This window comes from Rhodanobacter geophilus (assembly GCF_040812275.1).
GTDB lineage: Bacteria > Pseudomonadota > Gammaproteobacteria > Xanthomonadales > Rhodanobacteraceae > Rhodanobacter_A > Rhodanobacter_A geophilus.
Genome location: NZ_JBFOHL010000005.1, coordinates 187,461 through 207,479 on the forward strand (window position 1 = coordinate 187,461; position 20,019 = coordinate 207,479).

Sequence of the window (20,019 nt, forward strand, 5' to 3'; positions counted from 1 at the left end):
AGCGCGGCCGGCGAGTTGCGGCGCTGGACGGCACCACAACCGACGAAGGGTAACCCATCCGTCATGGCGGCTTCGCTGCGACGCAATATCAAGGACGGCGGCACGGAAGTGCGCGGCCACCCTGTGGCATCATTGGGGTTTGGCTCCGTGTTGCGGAGCGCCACTCGGCAGAGACTCGCTACCCATGCCTGGCCACGGATTCCGCGGCAACCCGCGCCAACTCTGGAACGCCTTCCGCTGGTCGATGCTGGGCCTGCGCGCGGGCTGGCGGCACGAAGCCTCGTTCCGGCTGGAGGCGATGCTGGCGGTGGTGCTGATCCCGCTGGGCCTGTGGCTGGGGCAGGGCGCACTGGAGAAACTCGCCCTGGTGGCGCCGGCCTTCCTGGTGCTGTCCGCCGAGCTGCTCAACTCCGCGGTCGAGGCGGTGGTGGACAAGGTCAGCCCCGAGTTCCACGAACTGGCCGGCCGCGCCAAGGACATGGGTTCCGCCGCGGTGTTCCTGCTGCTGGTGCTGATGGTGTTGAGCTGGGGTCTGGTGCTGGGCGCGCGCTTCCTCTGATTGCGCGGTTCGGCGCGGGATGCTGCAATGGCGCCCTCACCGGAACGGAGCCCCGCCATGAAACTGCTGCGCAATCTCGTGCTGTTGCTGCTCGTCGTGGGGCTCACCGGCTGCGGCTACAACGCCATGCAGCGGCAGGACGAGGCTGTCAAGGCCGCGTGGTCGGAAGTGCTCAACCAGTACCAGCGCCGCGCCGACCTGGTGCCGAACCTGGTCGCCACGGTGAAGGGCTATGCCCAGCACGAGGAAAAGGTGTTCACCGAGGTGGCCGACGCGCGCGCCAAGGTGGGCAGCATCCAGGCGACGCCGGAACTGGCGAACGATCCGCAGGCGCTGGCGAAGTTCCAGGCCGCGCAAGGCCAGCTCGGCAACGCGCTGTCACGGCTGATGGCGGTGAGCGAGAACTATCCCACGCTCAAGGCCGACGGCCTGTTCCAGAACCTGCAGGCGCAGCTGGAAGGCACCGAGAACCGCATCACCGTGGCGCGCCAGCGCTACGTGCAGGCGGTGCAGCAGTACAACGGGCTGATCCGCACCTTCCCGAACAACCTCACCGCGAAGATGTTCGGCTACACCGTGAAGCCGAATTTCAGCGTGCAGAACGAACAGGCGATCTCCAGCGCGCCCAAGGTCGATTTCGGCGGCGCCGCCGCGCCGGCGCCTGCCGCCTCGGCGCATTGAGATGATGCGGAGCTGCCCGCGGGCGCGGTGGGTGTGGCTGCTGGCCGTTGCGTTGCTGCTGCCGGCGCTGTTGCACGCCGATGCCGCGGTGCCGAAGCTCGCGCGGCACGTCACCGACCTCACCGGCACGCTCGACGCGCAGCAGGTGGACCGGCTCGATGCGCAACTGGTGGCGCTGGAGAAGGCCAAGGGCGCGCAGCTGGTGGTGCTGATGGTGGGCAGCACCCGGCCGCAGGACATCGACAGCTATTCGCTGGACGTGTCGATGACGAACAAGGTGGGCCGCAAGGGCATCGACGACGGCGTGCTGCTGCTCGTCGCCAAGGACGACCGCGCCGTGCGCATCGAGGTGGGAGCGGGACTGGAAGGCGCGATTCCCGACGCCGCCGCGGCGCGCATCATCCGCGAGTACCTCGCGCCGAAGTTCCGCACCGGCGACTATTACGGCGGCATCAGCGACGCGGTGGGCGCGCTGACCCTGCTGGTCAACGGCGAGCCACTGCCGCCGCCGGTGCAGGGGGCGCCGCACGAACGGCGTGGCCCGGATCTCAACGGCCTGCTGGGGATCGGTTTCTTTGCGTGGATCTTCCTGCGCGGCGTGCTGGGCCGCGCGCATGCGCTGGTGCGCGCGCCGGTCGGCGGACTGGTGATCGGCGGCCTGTTCTGGCTGGTGGCCTCCGCGGGCATGGGCATTTTCGGCGGCATCGTGGGTGGACTCCTGATGCTGCTGCCGGCCGGCGCCGGTCGCTCGATCGGTGGCGGCGGCTGGGGCGGTTTCGGTGGCTGGGGCGGCGGCGGCTTCGGCGGGGGCGGTGGTTTCGGTGGCGGCGGCGGGTTCAGCGGAGGCGGCGGCAGCTTCAACGGCGGCGGCGCCTCGGGGAGCTGGTGAGATGACCCGCCTGTCGCGTCTGCTGATGAATCTGGGCGAAGGCTGGTTCCAGCTCCGCCGCCGCTTTCCTGCCGCCCTGCTGGACGAGATCGCCGCGGCTGTGGCGGAAGGCGAGCACGCCCATCGCGGCGAAGTGCGCCTGGTCGTGGAGTCGCGGCTGTCGCCGCTGGCGCTGCTCGCCGGGCTCGATGCCCCGGCGCGCGCACGCCAGCTGTTCGGCCAGCTCGGCATCTGGGATACCGAGCACAACAACGGCGTGCTGCTCTACGTGCTGCTGGCCGAGCACCGCATCGAGGTCGTCGCCGACCGCGGCATCGCCCGTCACGTGGCGCCCGGCGAGTGGAGCGTGGTGTGCCAGCACATGCGCGAAGCCTATGCGCGCGGCCAGTGGCGCGAGGGCAGCCTGCGCGGCATCGAGGCCGTGCATGCGTTGCTCGAACGGCACTTCCCCGCCGACGGCCAGCCGCGGCAGGACGAACTGCCGGACAGGCCCGTGCTGCTCTGAGCCGCCTGCCGCGTCCGGTCACGGGCGCGGCAGGCGGTTGCGCGGGATCAGGGCGGGGTGGTGCCCTTGCCGATGTACTTGGCCAGGAACGCCTGCATGAGGTTCAGGCGATCCACGTTGTTCGCCTCGGTATAGAAGCCATGGCCTTCGCCGGATTTGGCCATCCATTCGTAGGGCTTGTGCGCGGCGTCCAGCGCGGCGCGCATGGCCTTGGCCTGGGCGAACGGCACGCGCTGGTCGGCTTCGCCGTGGATCAGCAGCACGGGCACGTCGATCCGGTCGGCCAGCTTGTCGGGCGAATTGGCGGCCAGTGCCGCGTCGTCCTTACCGATCACGGCGGTAAGGTAGTTCTTGCCGAAGGTGTCCGAGCCGATGCTGCCTTTCCTGTACATCATCGCCAGGTCATAGACGCCGGCGTAGCCGATCGCGCACTTGAACAGCTTCGGCGCGCGGATCACCGACATCAGCGCCGAGTAGCCGCCGAAGCTGCCGCCGTAGACGCAGACCCGGTCCGGATCGGCGTACTGCTGCTGCTCGGCCCATTGCACGCCGTCGATCAGGTCCTGCTGGATGCGCGTGCCCCACTGGAGGTAGCCGGCCTGCTCGAAGTTCACCCCGCGGCCGCTGGAGCCGCGGTAGTTCACCTGCAGCACCAGGTAGCCGCGGCTGGCGAGGAACTGCGCGTCCCAGTCGAAGAACCAGTCGTCGCTGACGCCGTGCGGGCCGCCGTGCGGCAGCAGCACCATCGGCAGCTTGTTCATCGGCACGCCGTTGGGGACGGTGAGGATGGCTTCCAGCTCCATGCCGTCGCTGGCCTTGAAATGCATCGGCACGCGCTCGGCCATCTTCGCCGGGTCGATCCACGGCGCCGCCGCGAACAGCCTGCGTACCTTGTAGTGCCCGGTGTCGATCAGGTAGTAGCTTCCCGGATCGCGGTCGCTGCCCACGGAGAACAGCAGTTCGCGGCCATCCTCGCTGAAGTCGATGAAGTCGACGAACTCGCCGGGGAATTTCTGGCTGATGGCGGCGTACAGCTTGGCCGCCGGCAGGGCGGGGTCGATATAGATCGGGCGTGGCGCGCCGGTCGCCGTGGCCACCGCGAAGGGTTGTCGCGGCGGCGCGGTCCACTGGACATCGTCGATGCTGCCGAAGTCGTCCTTGGCCAGCACCTTGCGGTCGCCGCCGTCCAGCTGCTGCTCGATCAGTTCGGCAGGGCCGCCTTCCACGCTGTACCAGGCGTAGACGTGCCGGCCGTCGGGGGTCGTGGCGAACGGCGCGAAGAACTTGCCGGCCTGCGCCCGGCCCAACTGCGCCCAGTGGCCGTTGATGCTCTGGTAGGCCACGTACTCGAAGCCGGTATCCGTGCCGAAGGCGAATTCCACCTTGCCGTCGGGGCCGACCAGGAAGTCGAGCTGGCCCACGCCGATGTCGCCGATCAGGTGGCGCACGTTCTTCATGGCGTCGACGTCGTACAGCACGCTGCGGTCACGTTCGACCCAGTCGTGGGCGCCGAGATAGAAATGACCGTTGGCCTTCGCCGGCAGGCCATCCACGGAGCCCCAGCCATCGTCGGCCTGGCGGGTGCTGCCGCGAGTGCCGTAACCGGCCTGGTAGCCGAACAGGTAGTCCTGGTGGCTGCCGTCCACATTGGTGGCGAGGATCTCGCCGGTGAGCTGGGGGCGGTCGATGGAGCCGAACAGCTTGCCCTTTTCCACGATCAGCCGGGTCGGGCTGACCCATGCCACGTTGGCCGGCACCTCGTTCACGGGCATGCGCAACATGCTGACCGGCCTGCTCATGTCGGCGACATCGAAGATCACCAGCGCATGGCTGTCGCCGTCGTCCATGCGCAGTGCGATGTGCTGGCCGTCGGGCGAGAGCCGCGGCATCGACAGGCTGGCGTGGCGGGCGAAATCCTCCACCGGAATCAGGTTTGCCGCGGCAGCGGCGGCGGGTGACACCAGGCACGCCACGACCAGCGCGGCGTGCAGCTTGCGCAAAGACACCATCCTTGCTCTCCCCTGTTGGCAACGATGCGGCCCGGTCATGGCGGATGCTCCCCTGCACCAGGGCCGACCGGCTGGGCGGCAGTTTAGCCGCCCGTGCCGGGCCTTGTCCCGTTACACTGACGGCCTTGTCTGCCTCGATTTCGCAGCCGCATGTCGCTACCCCTCGTCGTCGATATCAACCCCATCGCCTTCCACCTCGGCCCGGTGCAGGTGCACTGGTACGGGCTGATGTACCTGGTGGGCTTCTTCAGCGCCGCGGTGCTGGGCGAGTACCGGCGCCGGCGCGGCCGCCTGCCGGTGACGCGCGACGCGCTGGGCGACCTGTTCTTCTACGGCATGATGGGCGTGATCGTGGGCGGACGGATCGGCTACATGCTGTTCTATTACGCCGGCGGCCTGCGCTGGATCTGGACCGACCCGCTGGCGCTGTTCCGCGTGTGGGACGGCGGCATGAGCTTCCACGGCGGCCTGCTCGGCGTGCTGGTGGCGGGGCTGTGGTGGTCGCGCCGGCAGCAGCTGCACTTCTTCGACACCGTGGATTTCGTGGCGCCGCTGGTACCGATCGGACTGGGGCTGGGGCGGCTGGGCAACTTCATCAACGGCGAGCTGTGGGGCAAGCCCACGCAACTGCCGTGGGGCATGATCTTTCCGCATGCGCACGGCGAGGACGCGGCCTACGCGGCCACGCATCCGGCCTGGCAGGCGCAGTTGCAGCAGTTCGGCGGCCTGGTGCGGCAGCCCTCGCAGCTGTACGAGATGGCGCTGGAGGGCGTGGCGATGTTCGCCGTGCTGTGGCTGGTGTCGATGAAGCCGCGGCCGCGCTACCTGGTCTCCGGGCTGTTCGCGCTGATGTACGGCTGCTTCCGCTTCGCGGTGGAATTCGTGCGCCTGCCCGACATCCAGCTCGGTTACCTCGCGTTCGGCTGGGTGACGATGGGGCAGATCCTGTCGCTGCCCCTGATCGTGGTGGGCCTGTGGCTGCTTTGGCTCTCGCGTCGCGCACCCACGCTGCGCCTGTACGAAGTGGCGATGCCGGCGAAGGACGGAGAGGGAGAGTAAGCCGATGCGCGCCTACCTCGACCTGCTGCGCCACGTGCTGGAACACGGCACGGAGAAATCCGACCGCACCGGCACCGGCACGCGCAGCGTGTTCGGCTGGCAGATGCGCTTCGACCTCGCCGAAGGCTTCCCGCTGGTCACCACCAAGAAGCTGCACCTGAAGTCCATCATCCACGAGCTGATCTGGTTCCTGCAGGGCGACACCAATATCGCCTACCTCAAGGAACACGGGGTCAGCATCTGGGACGAATGGGCCGATGCCGACGGCAACCTCGGTCCGGTCTACGGCCAGCAGTGGCGCGCCTGGCCCACCGCCGACGGCGGCGCGGTGGACCAGATCCGCTGGGTGGTGGACGAGATCCGGCGCAATCCCGACTCGCGCCGGCTGATCGTCAGCGCGTGGAACGTGGGCGAACTGCCGAAGATGGCGTTGATGCCCTGCCACTCGCTGTTCCAGTTCTACGTGGCGGACGGCAAGCTGAGCTGCCAGCTGTACCAGCGCTCCGGCGACATCTTCCTCGGCGTGCCGTTCAACATCGCCAGCTACGCGCTGCTCACCCACATGGTGGCGCAGGTGTGCGGACTGGGCGTGGGCGATTTCGTGCACACGCTGGGCGATGCGCACCTGTACAGCAACCACGTCGAGCAGGCGCGGCTGCAACTGACGCGCGAACCGCGCCCGCTGCCGCGCCTGGTGCTGAACCCGGACGTGCGCGCGCTGGAGGATTTCCGCTACGGGGACATCGCCATCGAGGGTTACGATCCGCACCCCGCGATCAAGGCGCCGGTGGCGGTATAGCGACGGTCTTGCAGCCGGTCACGCAGCGGAAGTATGCCGCCTCGTGCGGGTAGTCGATGGTCATCACGAAGTGCTCGAAGACATTGCCGCCCACGGCACCTTCCACCTGCTTGTCCATCATGCTGGACATCATGTCGTGGAAAGCGGGGTCCGGGCGTTCGGTGAACCACGCCGGGCCGACCGACCAGCCGGCGATGTCCACCCGCGGCACTTCGATCAAGGGCATGGGATGCTTCGGCGAAGCGGCGTCGCCGTCTGCCACCACGCGCCAGTCCGGATGGGTCTTGTGCCAGCGCTCGAATACGCTGGCGACCACGTAACTCGTTGTGCCGAGGCCGTTGACCGTGGGCGTGCCGCTCGCTTTCTCGCCCTCGGCGGTCGGGTGGGCAGTGGCGCCCGTATCGAGCAGCATGTCCAGCGGCTGGCCGTCGACACGGATGGTGAGGCGGGCATAGCCGTGGGGCGCCCGTCCATGACTGTCCCGCTGGAATCCGAGGCGAATTGCATGGGCGGCGGAATCGGGGCGCCATGAATGGCTTTGCAGCGTAAGGCGTTCGCCAGGATAGTCGAAGGTCCAGACGCCCTGCGCATACAGGTAGCTGCCGCTGAACTGGCCCTCGTCGTGGGCATTCCAGCCATAGTCCTTGGGGACGTCCTGAACCATGGCCACCTTGCCGCAAGGACTCGATGCCGGCGGCGGCAGGCCTTGGCCTGGCTTGTACTCGGGCAAGTCGGCCACCGTGATGGAGTCGTCGCCGAGCTTGCAGGCATGGGTTTTCAGATGCAGGCGCCTCGCGGCTCCGGCAGTGATCCAGTACATGCCGAGACCGCCGCCGCCACCGGTATCGACCACCAGCCTGAGGCGCTGCCCTTTCACCGTCTCCGGCATCGCGTAAAAATGCCCCGCCTCGTACACGGTCGGCAGCACCTGCGCCTGTGCCGTGACGGGCGTGGCGGGCGCCGGGCCAGAGGCCAGCGCGGCGGCCAGCAGACCCATGACGATCACCATGCTCGCGGCCTCCCCGAATCGCTACAATGGACGGTCAGAATGGGCCGGCCACGCTGGCGGCCGCATGTGCCGTTCGATCTACAACACTTTCATTTGGAGCACCGATGGCCATTTCGCTGATCGCCGCACTGGACGAGAACTTCGCCATCGGCCGCAAGGGACACCTGCCCTGGCACCTGCCGGACGACCTGCGCTGGTTCAAGCAGCTCACCGTGGGCAAGCACGTGCTGATGGGCTACAACACCGCGGTGTCGATCGGCCGTGCGCTGCCGGAGCGCACCAACCTGGTGATGTCGCGCAAGCACGAGGCGCCGTTCCCGGGGCAGGTCACCGTGCGCTCGATCGACGAGGCGCAGGCGCGTTGCGATCACACCGGCCTGATGGTGATCGGTGGCGGCCAGGTGTTCCGCGAGGCGCTGCCGCTGGCGCGCCGGCTGTACCTGACCTGGGTCAGCGCGGCGATCGACGGCGCGGACACCTTCTTCCCCGGCGTGCACTTCAGCGACTGGACCGAGGTCTCGCGCGTGCACCACAAGAAGGACACCGAGCACGCCTACGACTTCGACATGGTCGAGTACGTGCGCGGCCGCTGAGCGGGTGGGCGCCGCGCGGCTGCACGTGCTGGCCGGCGCGCTGCGCGACCGCGAGGGTCGCGTGCTGCTGGCCGAACGTCCCGCCGGCAAGCATCTGGCGGGGCTGTGGGAATTCCCCGGCGGCAAGCGCGAGCCCGGCGAGGCGCCGCTGGCGGCACTGGCGCGCGAGCTGGACGAGGAGCTGGGCATCGCCCTGGTCGAGGCCGAGCCGCTGATCCGCGTGCCCTGGCGCTACCACGAACGCGAACTGCTGCTGGACGCCTGGTGCGTGACCCAGTGGCGGGGCGAGCCGCGCTCGCTGGAGGGGCAGGGCCTGCGCTGGTGCCGGCCAGCGGAAGCGGACCCGGCGGCGCTGGCGCCCGCCGACCGCGCGATCCTGCAGGCGCTGCGCCTGCCGCCGCATTACCTGATCTCGCCGGCCGAGGTGTTGCCGGCGGAGCGGGGAGCATGGTTCAAGCAGATAGGCCGTGCCATCGATGCGGGCGAGCGGCTGGTGCAATTGCGCCTGCCGCTGTGGCCGCGTGAGGAAGTGCGCGGGTTTGCCGCGACCCTGCTGCCCATGCTGCGCGAACACGGCGCGCAACTGCTGCTCAACGCGGACATCGAGGGCGCGCAGATGCTCGGTATCGGCGTGCATCTGACCGCTGCGCAACTGGTTGCGCTCGACGAGCGGCCACTCCCGCTTCAGCAGACGGTTGCCGCCAGCTGTCACGATGCCGCGCAGCTGTCGCGGGCGCTGCGGCTGGGCGTGGATTTCGCCACGCTGTCGCCGGTGGCGGCCACGGCCAGCCATCCGCAGGCGCAGCCGCTGGGCTGGACGCGTTTCCAGGCGCTGGCCGAGGCCGCCGCGATGCCGGTCTATGCGCTGGGTGGCATGGCACCGGCGCAAGGGGCGCAGGCGCGCGCGGCGGGCGCTCAAGGCGTGGCGGGGATACGCGGCTTCTGGCGCTGGCCGTAGGGGCGCAGGCCGTGCGCGATGGCTAAGCGCGCGGATGGCGGCAGAAAGCCTTCGCGCGCGGGACGCGCCACTACGCTTCGTCGCCCTGCAGCGACTTCAGCAGCTGGAACAGCTCGCGGTAGGCGCGCGGCGGCTTGTTCGGCGTGGCCTGCTCCACGCGCGCCTGGCGGATCAGTGCGCGCAGGTGCTGGCGGTCGATGCCGGGGTGCCGTTCGATCAGTTCGGAGGCGACGCTGTCGCCGTCCTCGCCCAGCAGGCGTTCGCGCAATGCTTCCAGCCGATGCATCGCGGCGGTTTCCTGGCGCTGGCGGTCGCGGTTCTCGCCCAGCGCCGCGCGCACGGCGTCAAACGCCGTGCTGTCGTGGCGGCGCATCAGCTTGGCGAGGAAGGCCAGCTCGCGCTTGCGGGCGATGTGCGAAGTGATGCGCCGCAGGTGGGCGATTTCGTCGCGCACGTCATCGGGCAATTCCAGCTTTGCGAGCCGCGTCGGCGGCAGCTCGACCAGCTGGCCGGCCAGCTCCAGCACGGCCAGCGCGTCGCGGCGCTGCTGGGTGCGGGTGGGGCCGTAGTCGTGTTCGGGATCGTCGGTGTAGTTGCGGTTCACGGGCTTTCCTGGGAATCGGCCTGCTCCAGCGCGAAGCGGGGCATGGTCTGGCCGTCCACCGTCACGGTTTCGGCGAACATCGCCGCGGGACGCACCCACAGGCCGCGCTCGCCGTACAGCGCCTGGTACACCACCAGCGGTTCCAGCGTCTCGCTGTGGCTGGCGGTGCCCAGCACGCGATAGCGCTGGCCTTTGTAGTGACGGTAGAGGCCGGGGACGACCGGCATGGGCTTGGCTCCGCGGGGCGTTGCGGGTGGGCCGTGGTGCCCCCATGTGGAGACGGCACGGCGCGGATCGTGCATTCTACCCGTTTGACTTGCCCGGAACCCCCACGTGAGCGACATCGCCCCCGCCACCGAACGCAGCCTGCAGGACCTGGATCGCCTCGCCGGGCTGGCCGAGGACGTGATCCGCCGCGCCCGCGCGGCCGGCGCCAGCGCTGCCGAGGTGGCCGCCAGCATCGACACCGGCCTCAACGTGAACGTGCGCCTCGGCGAGGTGGAGACGGTGGAGCACACCCGCGACCGCGGCTTCGGGCTCACCGTCTACTTCGGCCAGCGCAAGGGTTCGGCCAGCACCGCCGACCTCAACCCCGATTCGATCCAGGCCACGCTGGACCAGGCCTGTGCCATCGCGAAGTTCACCGAGGAGGATCCCGCCGCCGGGCTGGCCGAGGCCGCGCGCATGGCCACCGATTTCCCCGACCTCGACCTGTGGCACCCCTGGGCCATCGACACCGCTGCGGCGATCGAACTGGGCCGGCGCATCGAGGATGCCGGCCGCGCGCATGCGGGCATCGCCAACTCCGACGGCGCCGGCGTGCAGGCGGGCGAAAGCCTGTCGGTGTACGCGAACTCGCACGGCTTCGTCGGCCGCGAGCGCGGCACCCGGCATTCGCTGTCGCTGTCGCTGATCGCCGGCGAAGGCGAGCGCATGCAGCGCGACTACTGGTACGACAGCGTGCGCAGCGCCGGCGATTTCATGGGCGCGCAGGCGCTGGGCGACAAGGCCGCCGAGCGCACGCTGGCGCGGCTGGATGCGCGCAGCCTGTCCACCCGCGAATGCCCGGTGCTGTTCGCGCCGGAAATCGCGCGCGGCCTGGTCGGCCACCTGGTGGGCGCGGTGAGCGGCGGGGCGCTGTACCGGCGCGCCAGCTTCCTGCTCGACCATGCGGGCAAGGCGATCATGCCGGGCTGGCTCGACATCGACGAGCGGCCGCATCTGCTGCGTGGCCATGGTTCGGGCAACTTCGACGCCGAGGGCGTGGCGACGCGCGACAGCGCGCTGGTCGAGCGGGGCGTGCTGGCGCGCTACGTGCTTGGCAGCTATTCGGCGCGCAAGCTGGGCCTGGCCTCCACCGGCAACGCCGGCGGCATCCACAACCTGCAGGTGGCGCCCGGCGCGGCCGACGGCGAGGCCAGCGATTTCGCCGGCATGTTGCGCCGCCTGGGCACGGGCCTGCTGGTCACCGAGGTGATGGGGCAGGGCGTGAACACGATCACCGGCGACTACTCGCGCGGCGCCGCCGGTTTCTGGGTGGAAAACGGCGCCATCGCCCACCCGGTCGAGGAAATCACCATCGCCGCGAACCTGCGCGACATGTACGCCGGCATCCTCGCCACCGGCGCGGACGTCGATCCGCGCTCGCACATCCTGTGCGGCTCGATCCTGGTGAACCGGATGACAGTGGCGGGCGAGTGATTCCTGCGGCATGCTGTGCGGGCGTTTGACCCGCCCGCGCAGGGCCGGCTGTCTGCGGCGCGCGGCTCACTCACCGGGGAGGATTGCTCATGAGTACACCGTCTGACCAGATGCCACCGCCGCCTGTCGCCACCGGGGCGAGCAGCGACGACCGCAACGTGGCCATGCTCACCCACCTGTCGGGTTTCATCTTCAGCGTGATCGTGCCCTTGATCGTGTGGCTGATGCACAAGGACCGCACCGACAAGGCCTACCTGGTGAAGGAAGCCAAGGAGGCGCTGAACTTCCAGATCACCGTGCTGATCGGCTACGTGATCTGCGGCGTGCTTGCCGTCATCCTGATCGGTGCGTTGCTGGGATGGCTGCTGTGGCTGGCGAACCTGGTGTTCTGCATCATCGCCGCGGTCAAGGTCAGCTCGGACGGCAGCTATCGCTACCCGTTCGCGCTGCGGCTGGTGAACTGAATCGCCGTTTGATCGACGTGAGGAGGCCCGCTTCGGCGGGCCGTTTCATTTCGTTTCAGCGATGACGCTGCGCGGCATAGCAGGCCAGCTCGGCCAGCAGCTTGCCACGTGGCCCCAGCGTGGCGATCGCGTCCAGCGCGGCCGCAGTGAGTTCGGCCAGCCGCGCACGCGAGGCTTCGAGGCCGATGATCGAGGGAAAGGTGGGCTTGTCGGCGGCGGCGTCCTTGCCGGCGGTCTTGCCGATCACGGCGGATTCGCCTTCCACGTCGAGGATGTCGTCGCGCACCTGGAAGGCCAGGCCCACGGCGGCGGCGTAGCGGTCCAGCGCGGCCAGCGTGCCGGCGTCCGCGCCGGCGGCCAGCGCACCCAGCTGCACCGAGGCGCGGATCAGCGCGCCGGTCTTGCAGGCGTGCATGTGCTCGAGTTCGGCCAGGGTGAGCCTGCGGCCCACCGCGGCGAGATCCAGCGCCTGGCCGCCGGCCATGCCTTCGGCGCCGCAGGCGCGGCCCAGCGCATGCAGCATGCGCATGCCGGTGGCGGCATCGGGTGCGGTGCCGGGGGCGGCCAGCAGTTCGAAGGCGAGTGCCTGCAGCGCGTCGCCGGCGAGTATCGCCATCGCCTCGCCGAACACGATGTGGCAGGTGGGGCGGCCGCGGCGCAGCGCGTCGTCGTCCATCGCGGGCAGGTCGTCGTGCACCAGCGAGTAGGCGTGGATCAGTTCCACGGCGCAGGCGGAAGCATCGAGCGCGGCGTCATCGCGGCCCAGCGCATGGGCGGCGGCGTAGACCAGCAGCGGGCGCAGGCGCTTGCCGCCACCCAGCACGGCGTAGCGCATGGCGCGGTGCAGTTCGACGGGAAATTGCTCGGCGTTCGGCAGGCAGGCGTCCAGCGCCTGTTCGGCGCGGCGGATCAGCGCTTGCAGTGCCGGCCCCAGTTCAGTGTTCGGGTTCAAACGGTTCGGCGTGGTCGGGGGCTTCGGGGTCGAGCAGCAGGCGCACGCGCAGTTCGGCCTGTTCCAGTGCCTGCTGGCAGTGGCGATACAGGCCGATGCCGCGCTCGAAGGAGGCCAGCGACTCGTCCAGGCTCAACTCGCCGCCCTCCATCTTCGCCACCAGCTGCTCGAGCTCGTCCAGCGAGTGTTCGAAGTCGGCGGCGGGCGGGGTCTTGGCGGCGGTGGAAGCGGTCTTGGCCATGGCCCGCAACGCTAGCGCAGCAGCCTGCGGGAATCAATGCGACAGGGCATCGCCGAATCGATGAAGGTGCGCTTCCGCAGGTCGGTCGGCGCATCACGGGCCGGGTCGCCAGGCGGTTCGGCTGCCGGCGTTCCCGAACAGTTGCCGGCCGCGCGCGCTGGCCCAGCGGTCGGCCACGGCGACCAGTTGCCCATTCTCGTAAAGCAGGGGGCAGGTGGCACGCTGCCATGGCGGCAGTGCCGCCTGCTGGAACAGGTCGCGCAGCTCGCGGGTGTGCGCGTCGCCGTCCGGCTTGATGCGTTCGCCGCCCTGGCGCAGGCGCACCGTGAGCGGCGCGGACAGGCGTGCGCGCTCGTCGCGCAGTGCCAGTTGGCCGCCACCGGGCAGGGCGAGCGGCTCACCGCGCCAGGAGGCCTGCCAGGAGGAATCGACAGCGGGCTGCGGCGGGCGCGCCCACAGCCGCCCCTTCCACACGTGCAGCTCCGTGCCGGGCCAGCGGATGCACGGCGACTGGCCCGGGCGGGCGGTGCACTGGCGTTCGATCTGTGCGCGCTGTGCGGTGGTGGGCGCGGCGAGGCCGCGTGCGTGCAGCCAATGGTCGAGCAGGGGCCCGCGCAGCGCGGGGGCGAGCGCCAGCCAGCCGGCGGCGTCGAGGCTGCGATTGTCCTCGTCGCGCAACGCATCGAATGCCGCCAGCCATTGCCCGCGCAAGGCGTCGGCGGCGGCGCGGCTGAGCGTGGCGCTGTGCAGGATCGAATCCACCGCCTGCGGCCAGTGCGCGGCAAGGCGCGGCAGGATCTCGTGGCGCAGCTGGTTGCGCGCGAGCCGGGTGTCGGCGTTGGCGGGATCGTCGATGCAGGGCAGGCCGTGCAGGGCGACGTAATCGCGCAATGGTTCGCGCGCGATGCCGTCGAGCAGCGGTCGCCACAGCTCGCCGCGGCCCAGCGGCCGGCGCCCGCGCATGCCGCCCAGCCCTTCCGGACCGGCGCCGCGCAGCAGCTTCAGCAGCACGGTTTCGGCCTGGTCATCGCGATGATGGGCCAGCAGCAGGGTTTCGCCCGCGCGCAGGTGGGCGGCGAAAGCGGCGTAGCGGGCATCGCGGGCGGCGGCTTCCATGCCCTCGCCGCGATGCGTTTCGACCTGCACGCGCACCATCTCGCAGGGCAGGTCGAGACCGGCGCAGAAGCGGCGGCAGTGTTCGGCCCAGGCCGCACTGTCCGCATGCAGGCCATGGTCGACGTGCAGCGCACGCAGGCCGCGGGTGCGTGCCGCGGGCAGCTGCGCCAGCGCGTGCAGCAGGGCGGTGGAATCCGGGCCGCCGCTGTACGCCACGCACAACGGTCCCGGCGGTGCCTTTCCCAGTGCCTCGGACAGCAGTGCCGGCAGCGGGTGGCTCACTTCTTGCCGCTGCGCAGGCGCAGGTACAGGTGCTTGCCGTTGCCGATGTGGCGTTCCTCGATCTCGAACAGGCCGATGCCCTTGATCAGGCCACTGAGCTTGGCATAGCCGTAGTTGCGCGGATCGAAGTCGGGCGACTGCTTGTTGACGATGCTGCCCACCGCACCGAGGCTGGCCCAGCCTGCCTCGTCGGAGGCGGCCTCGATGGTGCCACGCAGCAGGTTCATCAGCCGCGCATCGCCACGCAGCTCCTTGGCCGAGCGCGGCTTCGGCGCGGCCGCGGGCTCGCTTTCGCCCACGCTGACCAGCACCTCGGTGTAGATGAACTTGTCGCAGGCGGTGCGGAACGGCTCGGGAGTCTTCTTCTCGCCGAAGCCGTACACGGTGAGGCCGGATTCGCGGATGCGCGAGGCGAGCCGGGTGAAGTCGCTGTCGCTGGAGACGATGCAGAAGCCGTCGAAGCGCCCGGAATAGAGCAGGTCCATCGCGTCGATGATCATCGCCGAGTCGGTGGCGTTCTTGCCCACGGTGTAGCGGAACTGCTGGATCGGCTGGATCGAGTGGCGCAGCAGGACTTCCTTCCAGCCGTTGAGGTCCGGCTTGGTCCAGTCGCCGTAGATGCGCTTGACGTGCGCGGTGCCGTACTTGGCGATCTCGGCCAGCAGGCCCTCGACGATGGCGGGGCGCGCGTTGTCGGCGTCGATCAGTACGGCGAGCTTGTCGTGGGCCATGGCATTTCCCGGCGGCGTGGCAGTGCAGCCGATGGTAACGCCGGGCGCGTTGTCGCGCCGTGGATCGCAGCCCTCGGGCCGTGTTCCTTATTCCTGGAACGCGCCATAGCCCCGCAGGCGGGCGTAGCGCTGTTCCAGCAGGTCCGCCGTCGGCACCGCCTGCAGTTCGTCCAGCTGCTTCATCAGCACGGCCTTGAGGCGGATCGCCATCGAGCGCGGGTTGCGGTGCGCGCCGCCCAGCGGTTCGCGGATCAGCTTGTCGATCAGGCCCAGTTCCAGCAGGCGCGGCGCGGTGAGGCCCAGCGCCTCGGCGGCGTCCTTGGCGCGTTCGGCGCTGCGCCACAGGATGGTGGCGCAGCCTTCCGGCGTGATTACCGAATAGGTCGAGTACTGCAGCATGTTGGTACGGTCGCCCACGCCGATCGCCAGCGCGCCGCCGGAGCCGCCTTCGCCGATCACGGTGCAGATGATCGGCGTCTTGAGGTCGGCCATCTCCAGCAGGTTGCGCGCGATCGCCTCGCTCTGGCCGCGTTCCTCGGCGCCGATGCCGGGGTAGGCGCCCATGGTGTCGATCAGGGTGAGCACGGGCAGGCCGAAGCGCTCGGCCATCTTCATCAGGCGCAGCGCCTTGCGGTAGCCCTCGGGGCGCGGCATGCCGAAGTTGCGCCTGAGCTTGCCCTTGGTGTCGCGCGCCTTCTGGTGGCCCACGATCATCACGGCGCGGCCGTTGATGCGGCCCAGGCCGCCCACGATGGCGCCGTCGTCGGCGTACATGCGGTCGCCGGCCAGCTCGTGGAACTCCTCGCACATCACGCCGATGTAATCCAGCGTGTACGGCCGCGCCGGATGGCGCGACAGCTGGGCGATCTGCCACGAGCTGAGGTTCCTGAAGATGTCGTTGGTCTTGAGCTTGAGCTTCTCGCGCAACCGGTCGACTTCCTCATCGATGTCGAGCGCCTGGCCGTTGCTGGTATGGCGCAGCTCCTCGATCTTCGCCTCGAGCTCGGCAATGGGTTGTTCGAATTCGAGGAAGTTGGGATTCATTCGCCGGGGTTCGTGACGCGGAAGCCCGGCAGTATACCGGGCGCGTAAAAAACGGGGGAACGGGCGCGTATGGCTGGCGCCGCTTGCGGCGCCAGCCATGGCGGCACAGGGATGTGCCGCCCGCGCGCAGGCACTTGGCGCCTGCGCGGCGGAGGCAGGGTCGGCGATGCCGGCCCTGCCGACTCACCGAGCCGCCAGGAAGGCGGCGCGGTGAGATCAATAAAGGCTCTGGCTCTGAGCTTGCATGCAGGCCGGAAACTTCAAGACTCGCCCTTCACCATCCGCAACCGCACCGCCTGCACCCCCGGCAACGCACGCACCGCGCGCAGCAGGTCGGGGATGGCTTCCACCCGCCAGTCCTCGCCCAGCTCCAGGTCGGCCTGGGCCGTGGCGTTGTGGTAGCCGTGCAGGCTGACGCTGGTGCGGCCGCCGCGGTAGCCGGCGAGGGCATGGCGCAGCTGCTCGGGAAAACCGGGGGTGATGCCGTTGAGCTTCACCTGCAGCAGGCGTGCATGGCGCCGGCACGCGTCGGCCAGCGTGGTGGCGCTGCGGGCACGGATCTGGAAGCCGCCGCCGGAGAATTCGTCGATGCGCAGGCCGCCTTCGACGATCAGCATCTCGTCGCGCACCAGCAGCGGCGCGACCTGCTGGTACAGCTCGCCGAAAAAGCTCACTTCGATCGCGCCGGTGCCGTCCTCCAGCCGCACGAAGGCGTCGCTGTCGCCACGCTTGCGCACGGCGACGACCATGCCGGCAGCGATCCACGGCGTGTCGGGACCGCGGCGGAAACGGTTGCCGTCGTCGCCGTCGCTCTTGCGTGGCCGGGGCGGCTGGTAGCGTTCGGCGATCTCGCCCAGCGGGCAGGTGGCGAGCTGGGCCAGTTCCTCGCGCCACGGGTCGACGGGATGGCCGGAGAGGTAGTGGCCCAGCGTGTCGCGCTCGCCCTGCAGTTTCTGTTCCAGCGGCCAGTCGGGCGCGGTGGGCAGGTCGATCTGCACCACCGGCGCGGAAGCGCCCATCACGGCGCCGAACATGTCGTTCTGGCCGGACTGGCGGTCGCGCAGGTGCTGCTCGGCGGCCTTGATCGCGTCGGGCAGCTGCAGCATCAGGCTGGCGCGGTTGGGCGCCAGCGCGTCGAGCGAACCGGAGAGGATCAGCGCTTCCAGCACGCGGCGGTTGAGTTTGGTGGGATCCACGCGCCGGCAGAAGTCGGCGAGATCCCTGTATGCGCCGCCGCGCCGGCGTTCCGCGACGATGGACTCGCAGGCGCCCTGGCCCACGCCCTTGATCGCGCCCAGGCCGTAGCGGATCACCTTCGGTTCGACGGCCACGAACATGAATTCCGACGCGTTCACGTCCGGCGGCAGCACGGCGAGGCCGATCGCCTTCGACTCGTCGATGAAGGTCACCGCCTTGTCGGTGTTGTCCATGTCCGACGAGATCGTCGCGGCCATGAACTCGGCGGGGTAGTGCGTCTTCAGCCACGCGGTCTGGTAGGAGACCAGCGCATAGGCGGCGGCGTGCGACTTGTTGAAGCCGTAGCCGGCGAACTTCTCCATCACGTCGAAGATTTCGTCGGCCTTGTCGCTGCCGACGCCGTCCTTGGCCGCGCCTGCGCGGAACTTGGCGCGCTCCTTCGCCATCTCCTCGACTTTCTTCTTGCCCATCGCGCGGCGCAGCAGGTCGGCGCCGCCGAGCGTGTAGCCGCCCACGATCTGCGCCATCTGCATCACCTGCTCCTGGTAGACCATGATGCCGTAGGTCTCTTTCAGGACGGGTTCGACGCGCGGGTCGGGGTAGACCACTTCCTCGCGGCCGTGCTTGCGCGCCACGAAGTTGGGAATCAGGTCCATCGGGCCGGGGCGGTACAGCGCGCCCAGTGCGATCAGGTCGTCGAAGCGGTCGGGCCGGGCGTCCTTCAGCATGCGCTGCATGCCCGACGATTCGAACTGGAAGATCGCCACCGTCTTCGCCTTGGCGAAGACCTCGGCGTAGGTGGCGGCGTCGTCCAGCGGCAGCTTGGAAATGTCCAGCGGTTCCTCGCCGCTCTGCGCGCGGCGCGCGTTGATCGCCTTCACCGCCCAGTCGATGATGGTGAGCGTGCGCAGGCCGAGGAAGTCGAACTTCACCAGGCCCACGGCTTCCACGTCGTCCTTGTCGTACTGGGTGACCACGCTGCCACCGCCGGCTTCGCAGTACAGCGGCGCGAAGTCGGTCAGCGGCGTCGGCGCGATCACCACGCCGCCGGCGTGCTTGCCGGCGTTGCGGGTGAGGCTTTCCAGCTTCAGCGCGAGGTCGATCAGCGGACGCGCCTCGTCCTCGTCCTGCTCGTACAGCTCGCAGAATTCCTTGACGACGCGCTCGGGTTCCTTCTTCGATTTCTCGGTGCGGCCCAGCGCGTCGGACAGGGTGAGATCGAGCGGGCGCGCGGGGATCAGCTTGGCGATCTTGTCCACCGCGCCGTAGCCCATGCCGAGCACACGGCCGGAATCGCGCAGCACCGCCTTCGCCGCCATCGAGCCGTAGGTGATGATCTGGCTGACGTGGTCGCGGCCGTACTTGCGCGCCACGTAGTCGATCACCTCGTCGCGGCGGTCCATGCAGAAGTCGATGTCGAAGTCCGGCATCGACACACGTTCGGGGTTGAGGAAGCGCTCGAACAGCAGGTTGAACTGCAGCGGGTCGAGGTCGGTGATCTTCAGCACCCAGGCCACCAGCGAGCCCGCGCCCGAACCGCGGCCCGGGCCGACCGGGATGCCGTTCTGCTTGCCCCAGTTGATGAAGTCGGCCACGATCAGGAAGTAGCCGGGGAAGCCCATCTCGATGATGATGCCCAGCTCGCGTTCCAGCCGCGCCTCGTAGTCGGCGAGGCTGCAGCCCGCGGCCAGCGGCGCGGTGGCGAGGCGTTCCTTCAGCCCTTGCCGCGCGAGTTCGCGGATGTAGCTGTCGAGGTCGTAGCCCTCGGGTACCGGGAAGTCGGGCAGGTAGTACTTGCCGAACGTCAGTTCGAGGTTGCAGCGCCTGGCCAGCTCGACGGTGTTTTCCAGCGCCTCCGGGATGTCCGCGAACAGCGCGGCCATTTCCTCGGGGGATTTCAGGTACTGCTGGTCGCTGTAGTCGCGCGGGCGCTTGGGGTCGGCCAGCACGCGACCCTGGTGGATGCACACGCGCGCCTCGTGCGCCTCGAAGTCGTCGCGCTTGAGGAAGCGCACGTCGTTGCTGGCCACCACCGGCAGGTCCAGCTCGACGGCCAGCGCCAGCGCGGCCGAATTCCACGCTTCCTCGCCCTCGCGGCCGCAACGGACGAGTTCGAGGTAGAGGCGATCCGGGAACAGCCGCGTCAGCGGGCGCAGCTTTGCCAGCGCGGCGTCGTGGCCCTGCGACAGCGCGACGCGCGCCGTTTCGCTCTCGCGGCCGAGCAGGGCGATCAGGCCATCCGTCGCGGCCGCGGTGAGCCAGCCTGCTTCCACCAGGGCGCGACCGCCGTGCTGGCCTTCCTGCCACGCGCGCGAAACCAGGCGCGACAGGTTGAGGTAGCCCTCGCGATGCTGGCACAGCAGGGTGAGCCGCCACGGGCGCGGATCGTCCGGCGCGGCGATCCACAGGTCGCTGCCGCAGATCGGCTTGATGCCCGCCGCGCTGCACGCCTTGTAGAACTTCACCAGCGCGAACATGTTGCATTCGTCGGTGAGCGCCACCGCCGGCATGCCCGCCTGCGCGCACGCGGCGACCATCGCCTTGATGCGGATGGTCGAGTCGACCAGCGAATACTCGCTGTGCAGGTGCAGATGGGTATAGCGGATGGTCATGCGATCAGGCGCAG

Annotated in this window: 20 protein-coding genes; 10 read left to right on the plus strand and 10 right to left on the minus strand. The window is 69.5% G+C overall.

The genetic code is table 11. The features are described 5' to 3' along the window. Positions 1 to 184: 184 nt before the first annotated feature. From ABQJ56_RS07510 to ABQJ56_RS07525, 4 genes are read left to right on the plus strand one after another with little or no spacing between them, the layout of a single operon-like run. Positions 185 to 559, plus strand: a complete 375-nt coding sequence (locus ABQJ56_RS07510; protein ID WP_367844380.1) for a diacylglycerol kinase — start codon at positions 185 to 187, stop codon at positions 557 to 559. A gap of 57 nt (positions 560 to 616) precedes the next feature. Beyond that, positions 617 to 1,240: a LemA family protein gene (locus tag ABQJ56_RS07515; RefSeq protein ID WP_367844381.1), complete on the plus strand. Its 624-nt coding sequence runs from the start codon at positions 617 to 619 to the stop codon at positions 1,238 to 1,240. Between the two features lie 4 nt (positions 1,241 to 1,244). Continuing rightward, on the plus strand, positions 1,245 to 2,129 hold the full coding sequence (locus ABQJ56_RS07520; RefSeq protein WP_367844426.1) for a TPM domain-containing protein: 885 nt from the start codon (positions 1,245 to 1,247) through the stop codon (positions 2,127 to 2,129). Position 2,130: 1 nt separating this feature from the next. Next, positions 2,131 to 2,634, plus strand: coding sequence for a TPM domain-containing protein (locus tag ABQJ56_RS07525; protein WP_367844382.1), 504 nt, complete (start codon positions 2,131 to 2,133; stop codon positions 2,632 to 2,634). A gap of 47 nt (positions 2,635 to 2,681) precedes the next feature. On the opposite strand, the gene ABQJ56_RS07530 is transcribed toward ABQJ56_RS07525, so the two are convergent. Further along, complete coding sequence (locus tag ABQJ56_RS07530; RefSeq protein ID WP_367844383.1) at positions 2,682 to 4,634, minus strand: alpha/beta hydrolase family protein; 1,953 nt, start codon at positions 4,632 to 4,634, stop codon at positions 2,682 to 2,684. A 159-nt stretch (positions 4,635 to 4,793) separates the two neighbouring features. On the opposite strand from ABQJ56_RS07530, the gene lgt reads away from it, so the two are divergent. Both lgt and ABQJ56_RS07540 read left to right on the plus strand, forming a co-directional pair. Continuing rightward, the gene (lgt, locus tag ABQJ56_RS07535; RefSeq protein WP_367844384.1) at positions 4,794 to 5,702 is read left to right on the plus strand and encodes a prolipoprotein diacylglyceryl transferase; all 909 of its coding nucleotides are present in this window, start codon (positions 4,794 to 4,796) and stop codon (positions 5,700 to 5,702) included. Positions 5,703 to 5,706: 4 nt separating this feature from the next. Then, positions 5,707 to 6,501, plus strand: a complete 795-nt coding sequence (locus tag ABQJ56_RS07540; RefSeq protein ID WP_367844385.1) for a thymidylate synthase — start codon at positions 5,707 to 5,709, stop codon at positions 6,499 to 6,501. Here ABQJ56_RS07540 and ABQJ56_RS07545 read toward each other — a convergent pair. After that, positions 6,479 to 7,510, minus strand: a complete 1,032-nt coding sequence (locus ABQJ56_RS07545) for a hypothetical protein (protein WP_367844386.1) — start codon at positions 7,508 to 7,510, stop codon at positions 6,479 to 6,481. The genes ABQJ56_RS07540 and ABQJ56_RS07545 overlap by 23 nt on opposite strands. Positions 7,511 to 7,614: 104 nt before the next feature. Here ABQJ56_RS07545 and ABQJ56_RS07550 point away from each other — a divergent pair, with 104 nt between their 5' ends. Both ABQJ56_RS07550 and ABQJ56_RS07555 read left to right on the plus strand, forming a co-directional pair. Next, positions 7,615 to 8,103, plus strand: a complete 489-nt coding sequence (locus tag ABQJ56_RS07550) for a dihydrofolate reductase (RefSeq protein WP_367844387.1) — start codon at positions 7,615 to 7,617, stop codon at positions 8,101 to 8,103. Positions 8,104 to 8,107: 4 nt separating this feature from the next. After that, positions 8,108 to 9,061: a Nudix family hydrolase gene (locus tag ABQJ56_RS07555; protein WP_367844388.1), complete on the plus strand. Its 954-nt coding sequence runs from the start codon at positions 8,108 to 8,110 to the stop codon at positions 9,059 to 9,061. Between the two features lie 70 nt (positions 9,062 to 9,131). Here ABQJ56_RS07555 and yjgA read toward each other — a convergent pair whose 3' ends face one another. Together yjgA and ABQJ56_RS07565 are read right to left on the minus strand one after the other, a co-directional pair. Further along, positions 9,132 to 9,665, minus strand: a complete 534-nt coding sequence (gene yjgA, locus ABQJ56_RS07560) for a ribosome biogenesis factor YjgA (protein WP_367844389.1) — start codon at positions 9,663 to 9,665, stop codon at positions 9,132 to 9,134. Continuing rightward, on the minus strand, positions 9,662 to 9,892 hold the full coding sequence (locus ABQJ56_RS07565; protein ID WP_367844390.1) for a DUF1653 domain-containing protein: 231 nt from the start codon (positions 9,890 to 9,892) through the stop codon (positions 9,662 to 9,664). The genes yjgA and ABQJ56_RS07565 overlap by 4 nt, the downstream gene beginning before the upstream one ends. Before the next feature lie 106 nt (positions 9,893 to 9,998). Here ABQJ56_RS07565 and pmbA point away from each other — a divergent pair, with 106 nt between their 5' ends. Both pmbA and ABQJ56_RS07575 read left to right on the plus strand, forming a co-directional pair. Next, positions 9,999 to 11,366, plus strand: coding sequence for a metalloprotease PmbA (gene pmbA, locus ABQJ56_RS07570; protein WP_367844391.1), 1,368 nt, complete (start codon positions 9,999 to 10,001; stop codon positions 11,364 to 11,366). Between the two features lie 89 nt (positions 11,367 to 11,455). After that, positions 11,456 to 11,830, plus strand: coding sequence for a DUF4870 domain-containing protein (locus ABQJ56_RS07575; RefSeq protein ID WP_367844392.1), 375 nt, complete (start codon positions 11,456 to 11,458; stop codon positions 11,828 to 11,830). A gap of 55 nt (positions 11,831 to 11,885) precedes the next feature. On the opposite strand, the gene ABQJ56_RS07580 is transcribed toward ABQJ56_RS07575, so the two are convergent. From ABQJ56_RS07580 to dnaE, 6 genes are all read right to left on the minus strand, one after another. After that, positions 11,886 to 12,782: a polyprenyl synthetase family protein gene (locus tag ABQJ56_RS07580; RefSeq protein WP_367844393.1), complete on the minus strand. Its 897-nt coding sequence runs from the start codon at positions 12,780 to 12,782 to the stop codon at positions 11,886 to 11,888. Next, the gene (locus ABQJ56_RS07585) at positions 12,766 to 13,023 is read right to left on the minus strand and encodes an exodeoxyribonuclease VII small subunit (protein ID WP_367844394.1); all 258 of its coding nucleotides are present in this window, start codon (positions 13,021 to 13,023) and stop codon (positions 12,766 to 12,768) included. The genes ABQJ56_RS07580 and ABQJ56_RS07585 overlap by 17 nt, the downstream gene beginning before the upstream one ends. Positions 13,024 to 13,116: 93 nt before the next feature. Then, positions 13,117 to 14,421, minus strand: a complete 1,305-nt coding sequence (gene tilS, locus ABQJ56_RS07590) for a tRNA lysidine(34) synthetase TilS (protein ID WP_367844395.1) — start codon at positions 14,419 to 14,421, stop codon at positions 13,117 to 13,119. After that, complete coding sequence (locus tag ABQJ56_RS07595) at positions 14,418 to 15,152, minus strand: NYN domain-containing protein (protein ID WP_367844396.1); 735 nt, start codon at positions 15,150 to 15,152, stop codon at positions 14,418 to 14,420. The genes tilS and ABQJ56_RS07595 overlap by 4 nt, the downstream gene beginning before the upstream one ends. 87 nt (positions 15,153 to 15,239) lie before the next feature. After that, positions 15,240 to 16,196, minus strand: a complete 957-nt coding sequence (locus ABQJ56_RS07600; RefSeq protein ID WP_367844397.1) for an acetyl-CoA carboxylase carboxyltransferase subunit alpha — start codon at positions 16,194 to 16,196, stop codon at positions 15,240 to 15,242. A 260-nt stretch (positions 16,197 to 16,456) separates the two neighbouring features. Continuing rightward, positions 16,457 to 20,005 carry a DNA polymerase III subunit alpha gene (dnaE, locus tag ABQJ56_RS07605; RefSeq protein ID WP_367844398.1) on the minus strand — a complete coding sequence of 1,183 codons (3,549 nt, stop codon included), beginning with the start codon at positions 20,003 to 20,005 and terminating at the stop codon, positions 16,457 to 16,459. Positions 20,006 to 20,019: the final 14 nt, after the last annotated feature.

Bases quoted from the DNA above. Each gene is read 5' to 3' on its own strand.
- ABQJ56_RS07585 (WP_367844394.1), bottom strand. From the start codon at position 13,023: ATGGCCAAGACCGCTTCCACCGCCGCCAAGACCCCGCCCGCCGCCGAC.
- ABQJ56_RS07525 (WP_367844382.1), top strand. From the start codon at position 2,131: ATGACCCGCCTGTCGCGTCTGCTGATGAATCTGGGCGAAGGCTGGTTC.
- ABQJ56_RS07515 (WP_367844381.1), top strand. From the start codon at position 617: ATGAAACTGCTGCGCAATCTCGTGCTGTTGCTGCTCGTCGTGGGGCTC.
- lgt (WP_367844384.1), top strand. From the start codon at position 4,794: ATGTCGCTACCCCTCGTCGTCGATATCAACCCCATCGCCTTCCACCTC.
- dnaE (WP_367844398.1), bottom strand. From the start codon at position 20,005: ATGACCATCCGCTATACCCATCTGCACCTGCACAGCGAGTATTCGCTG.
- ABQJ56_RS07550 (WP_367844387.1), top strand. From the start codon at position 7,615: ATGGCCATTTCGCTGATCGCCGCACTGGACGAGAACTTCGCCATCGGC.
- ABQJ56_RS07545 (WP_367844386.1), bottom strand. From the start codon at position 7,510: ATGGTGATCGTCATGGGTCTGCTGGCCGCCGCGCTGGCCTCTGGCCCG.
- ABQJ56_RS07510 (WP_367844380.1), top strand. From the start codon at position 185: ATGCCTGGCCACGGATTCCGCGGCAACCCGCGCCAACTCTGGAACGCC.
- ABQJ56_RS07565 (WP_367844390.1), bottom strand. From the start codon at position 9,892: ATGCCGGTCGTCCCCGGCCTCTACCGTCACTACAAAGGCCAGCGCTAT.
- ABQJ56_RS07595 (WP_367844396.1), bottom strand. From the start codon at position 15,152: ATGGCCCACGACAAGCTCGCCGTACTGATCGACGCCGACAACGCGCGC.
- ABQJ56_RS07520 (WP_367844426.1), top strand. From the start codon at position 1,245: ATGCGGAGCTGCCCGCGGGCGCGGTGGGTGTGGCTGCTGGCCGTTGCG.
- ABQJ56_RS07540 (WP_367844385.1), top strand. From the start codon at position 5,707: ATGCGCGCCTACCTCGACCTGCTGCGCCACGTGCTGGAACACGGCACG.
- ABQJ56_RS07600 (WP_367844397.1), bottom strand. From the start codon at position 16,196: ATGAATCCCAACTTCCTCGAATTCGAACAACCCATTGCCGAGCTCGAG.
- ABQJ56_RS07575 (WP_367844392.1), top strand. From the start codon at position 11,456: ATGAGTACACCGTCTGACCAGATGCCACCGCCGCCTGTCGCCACCGGG.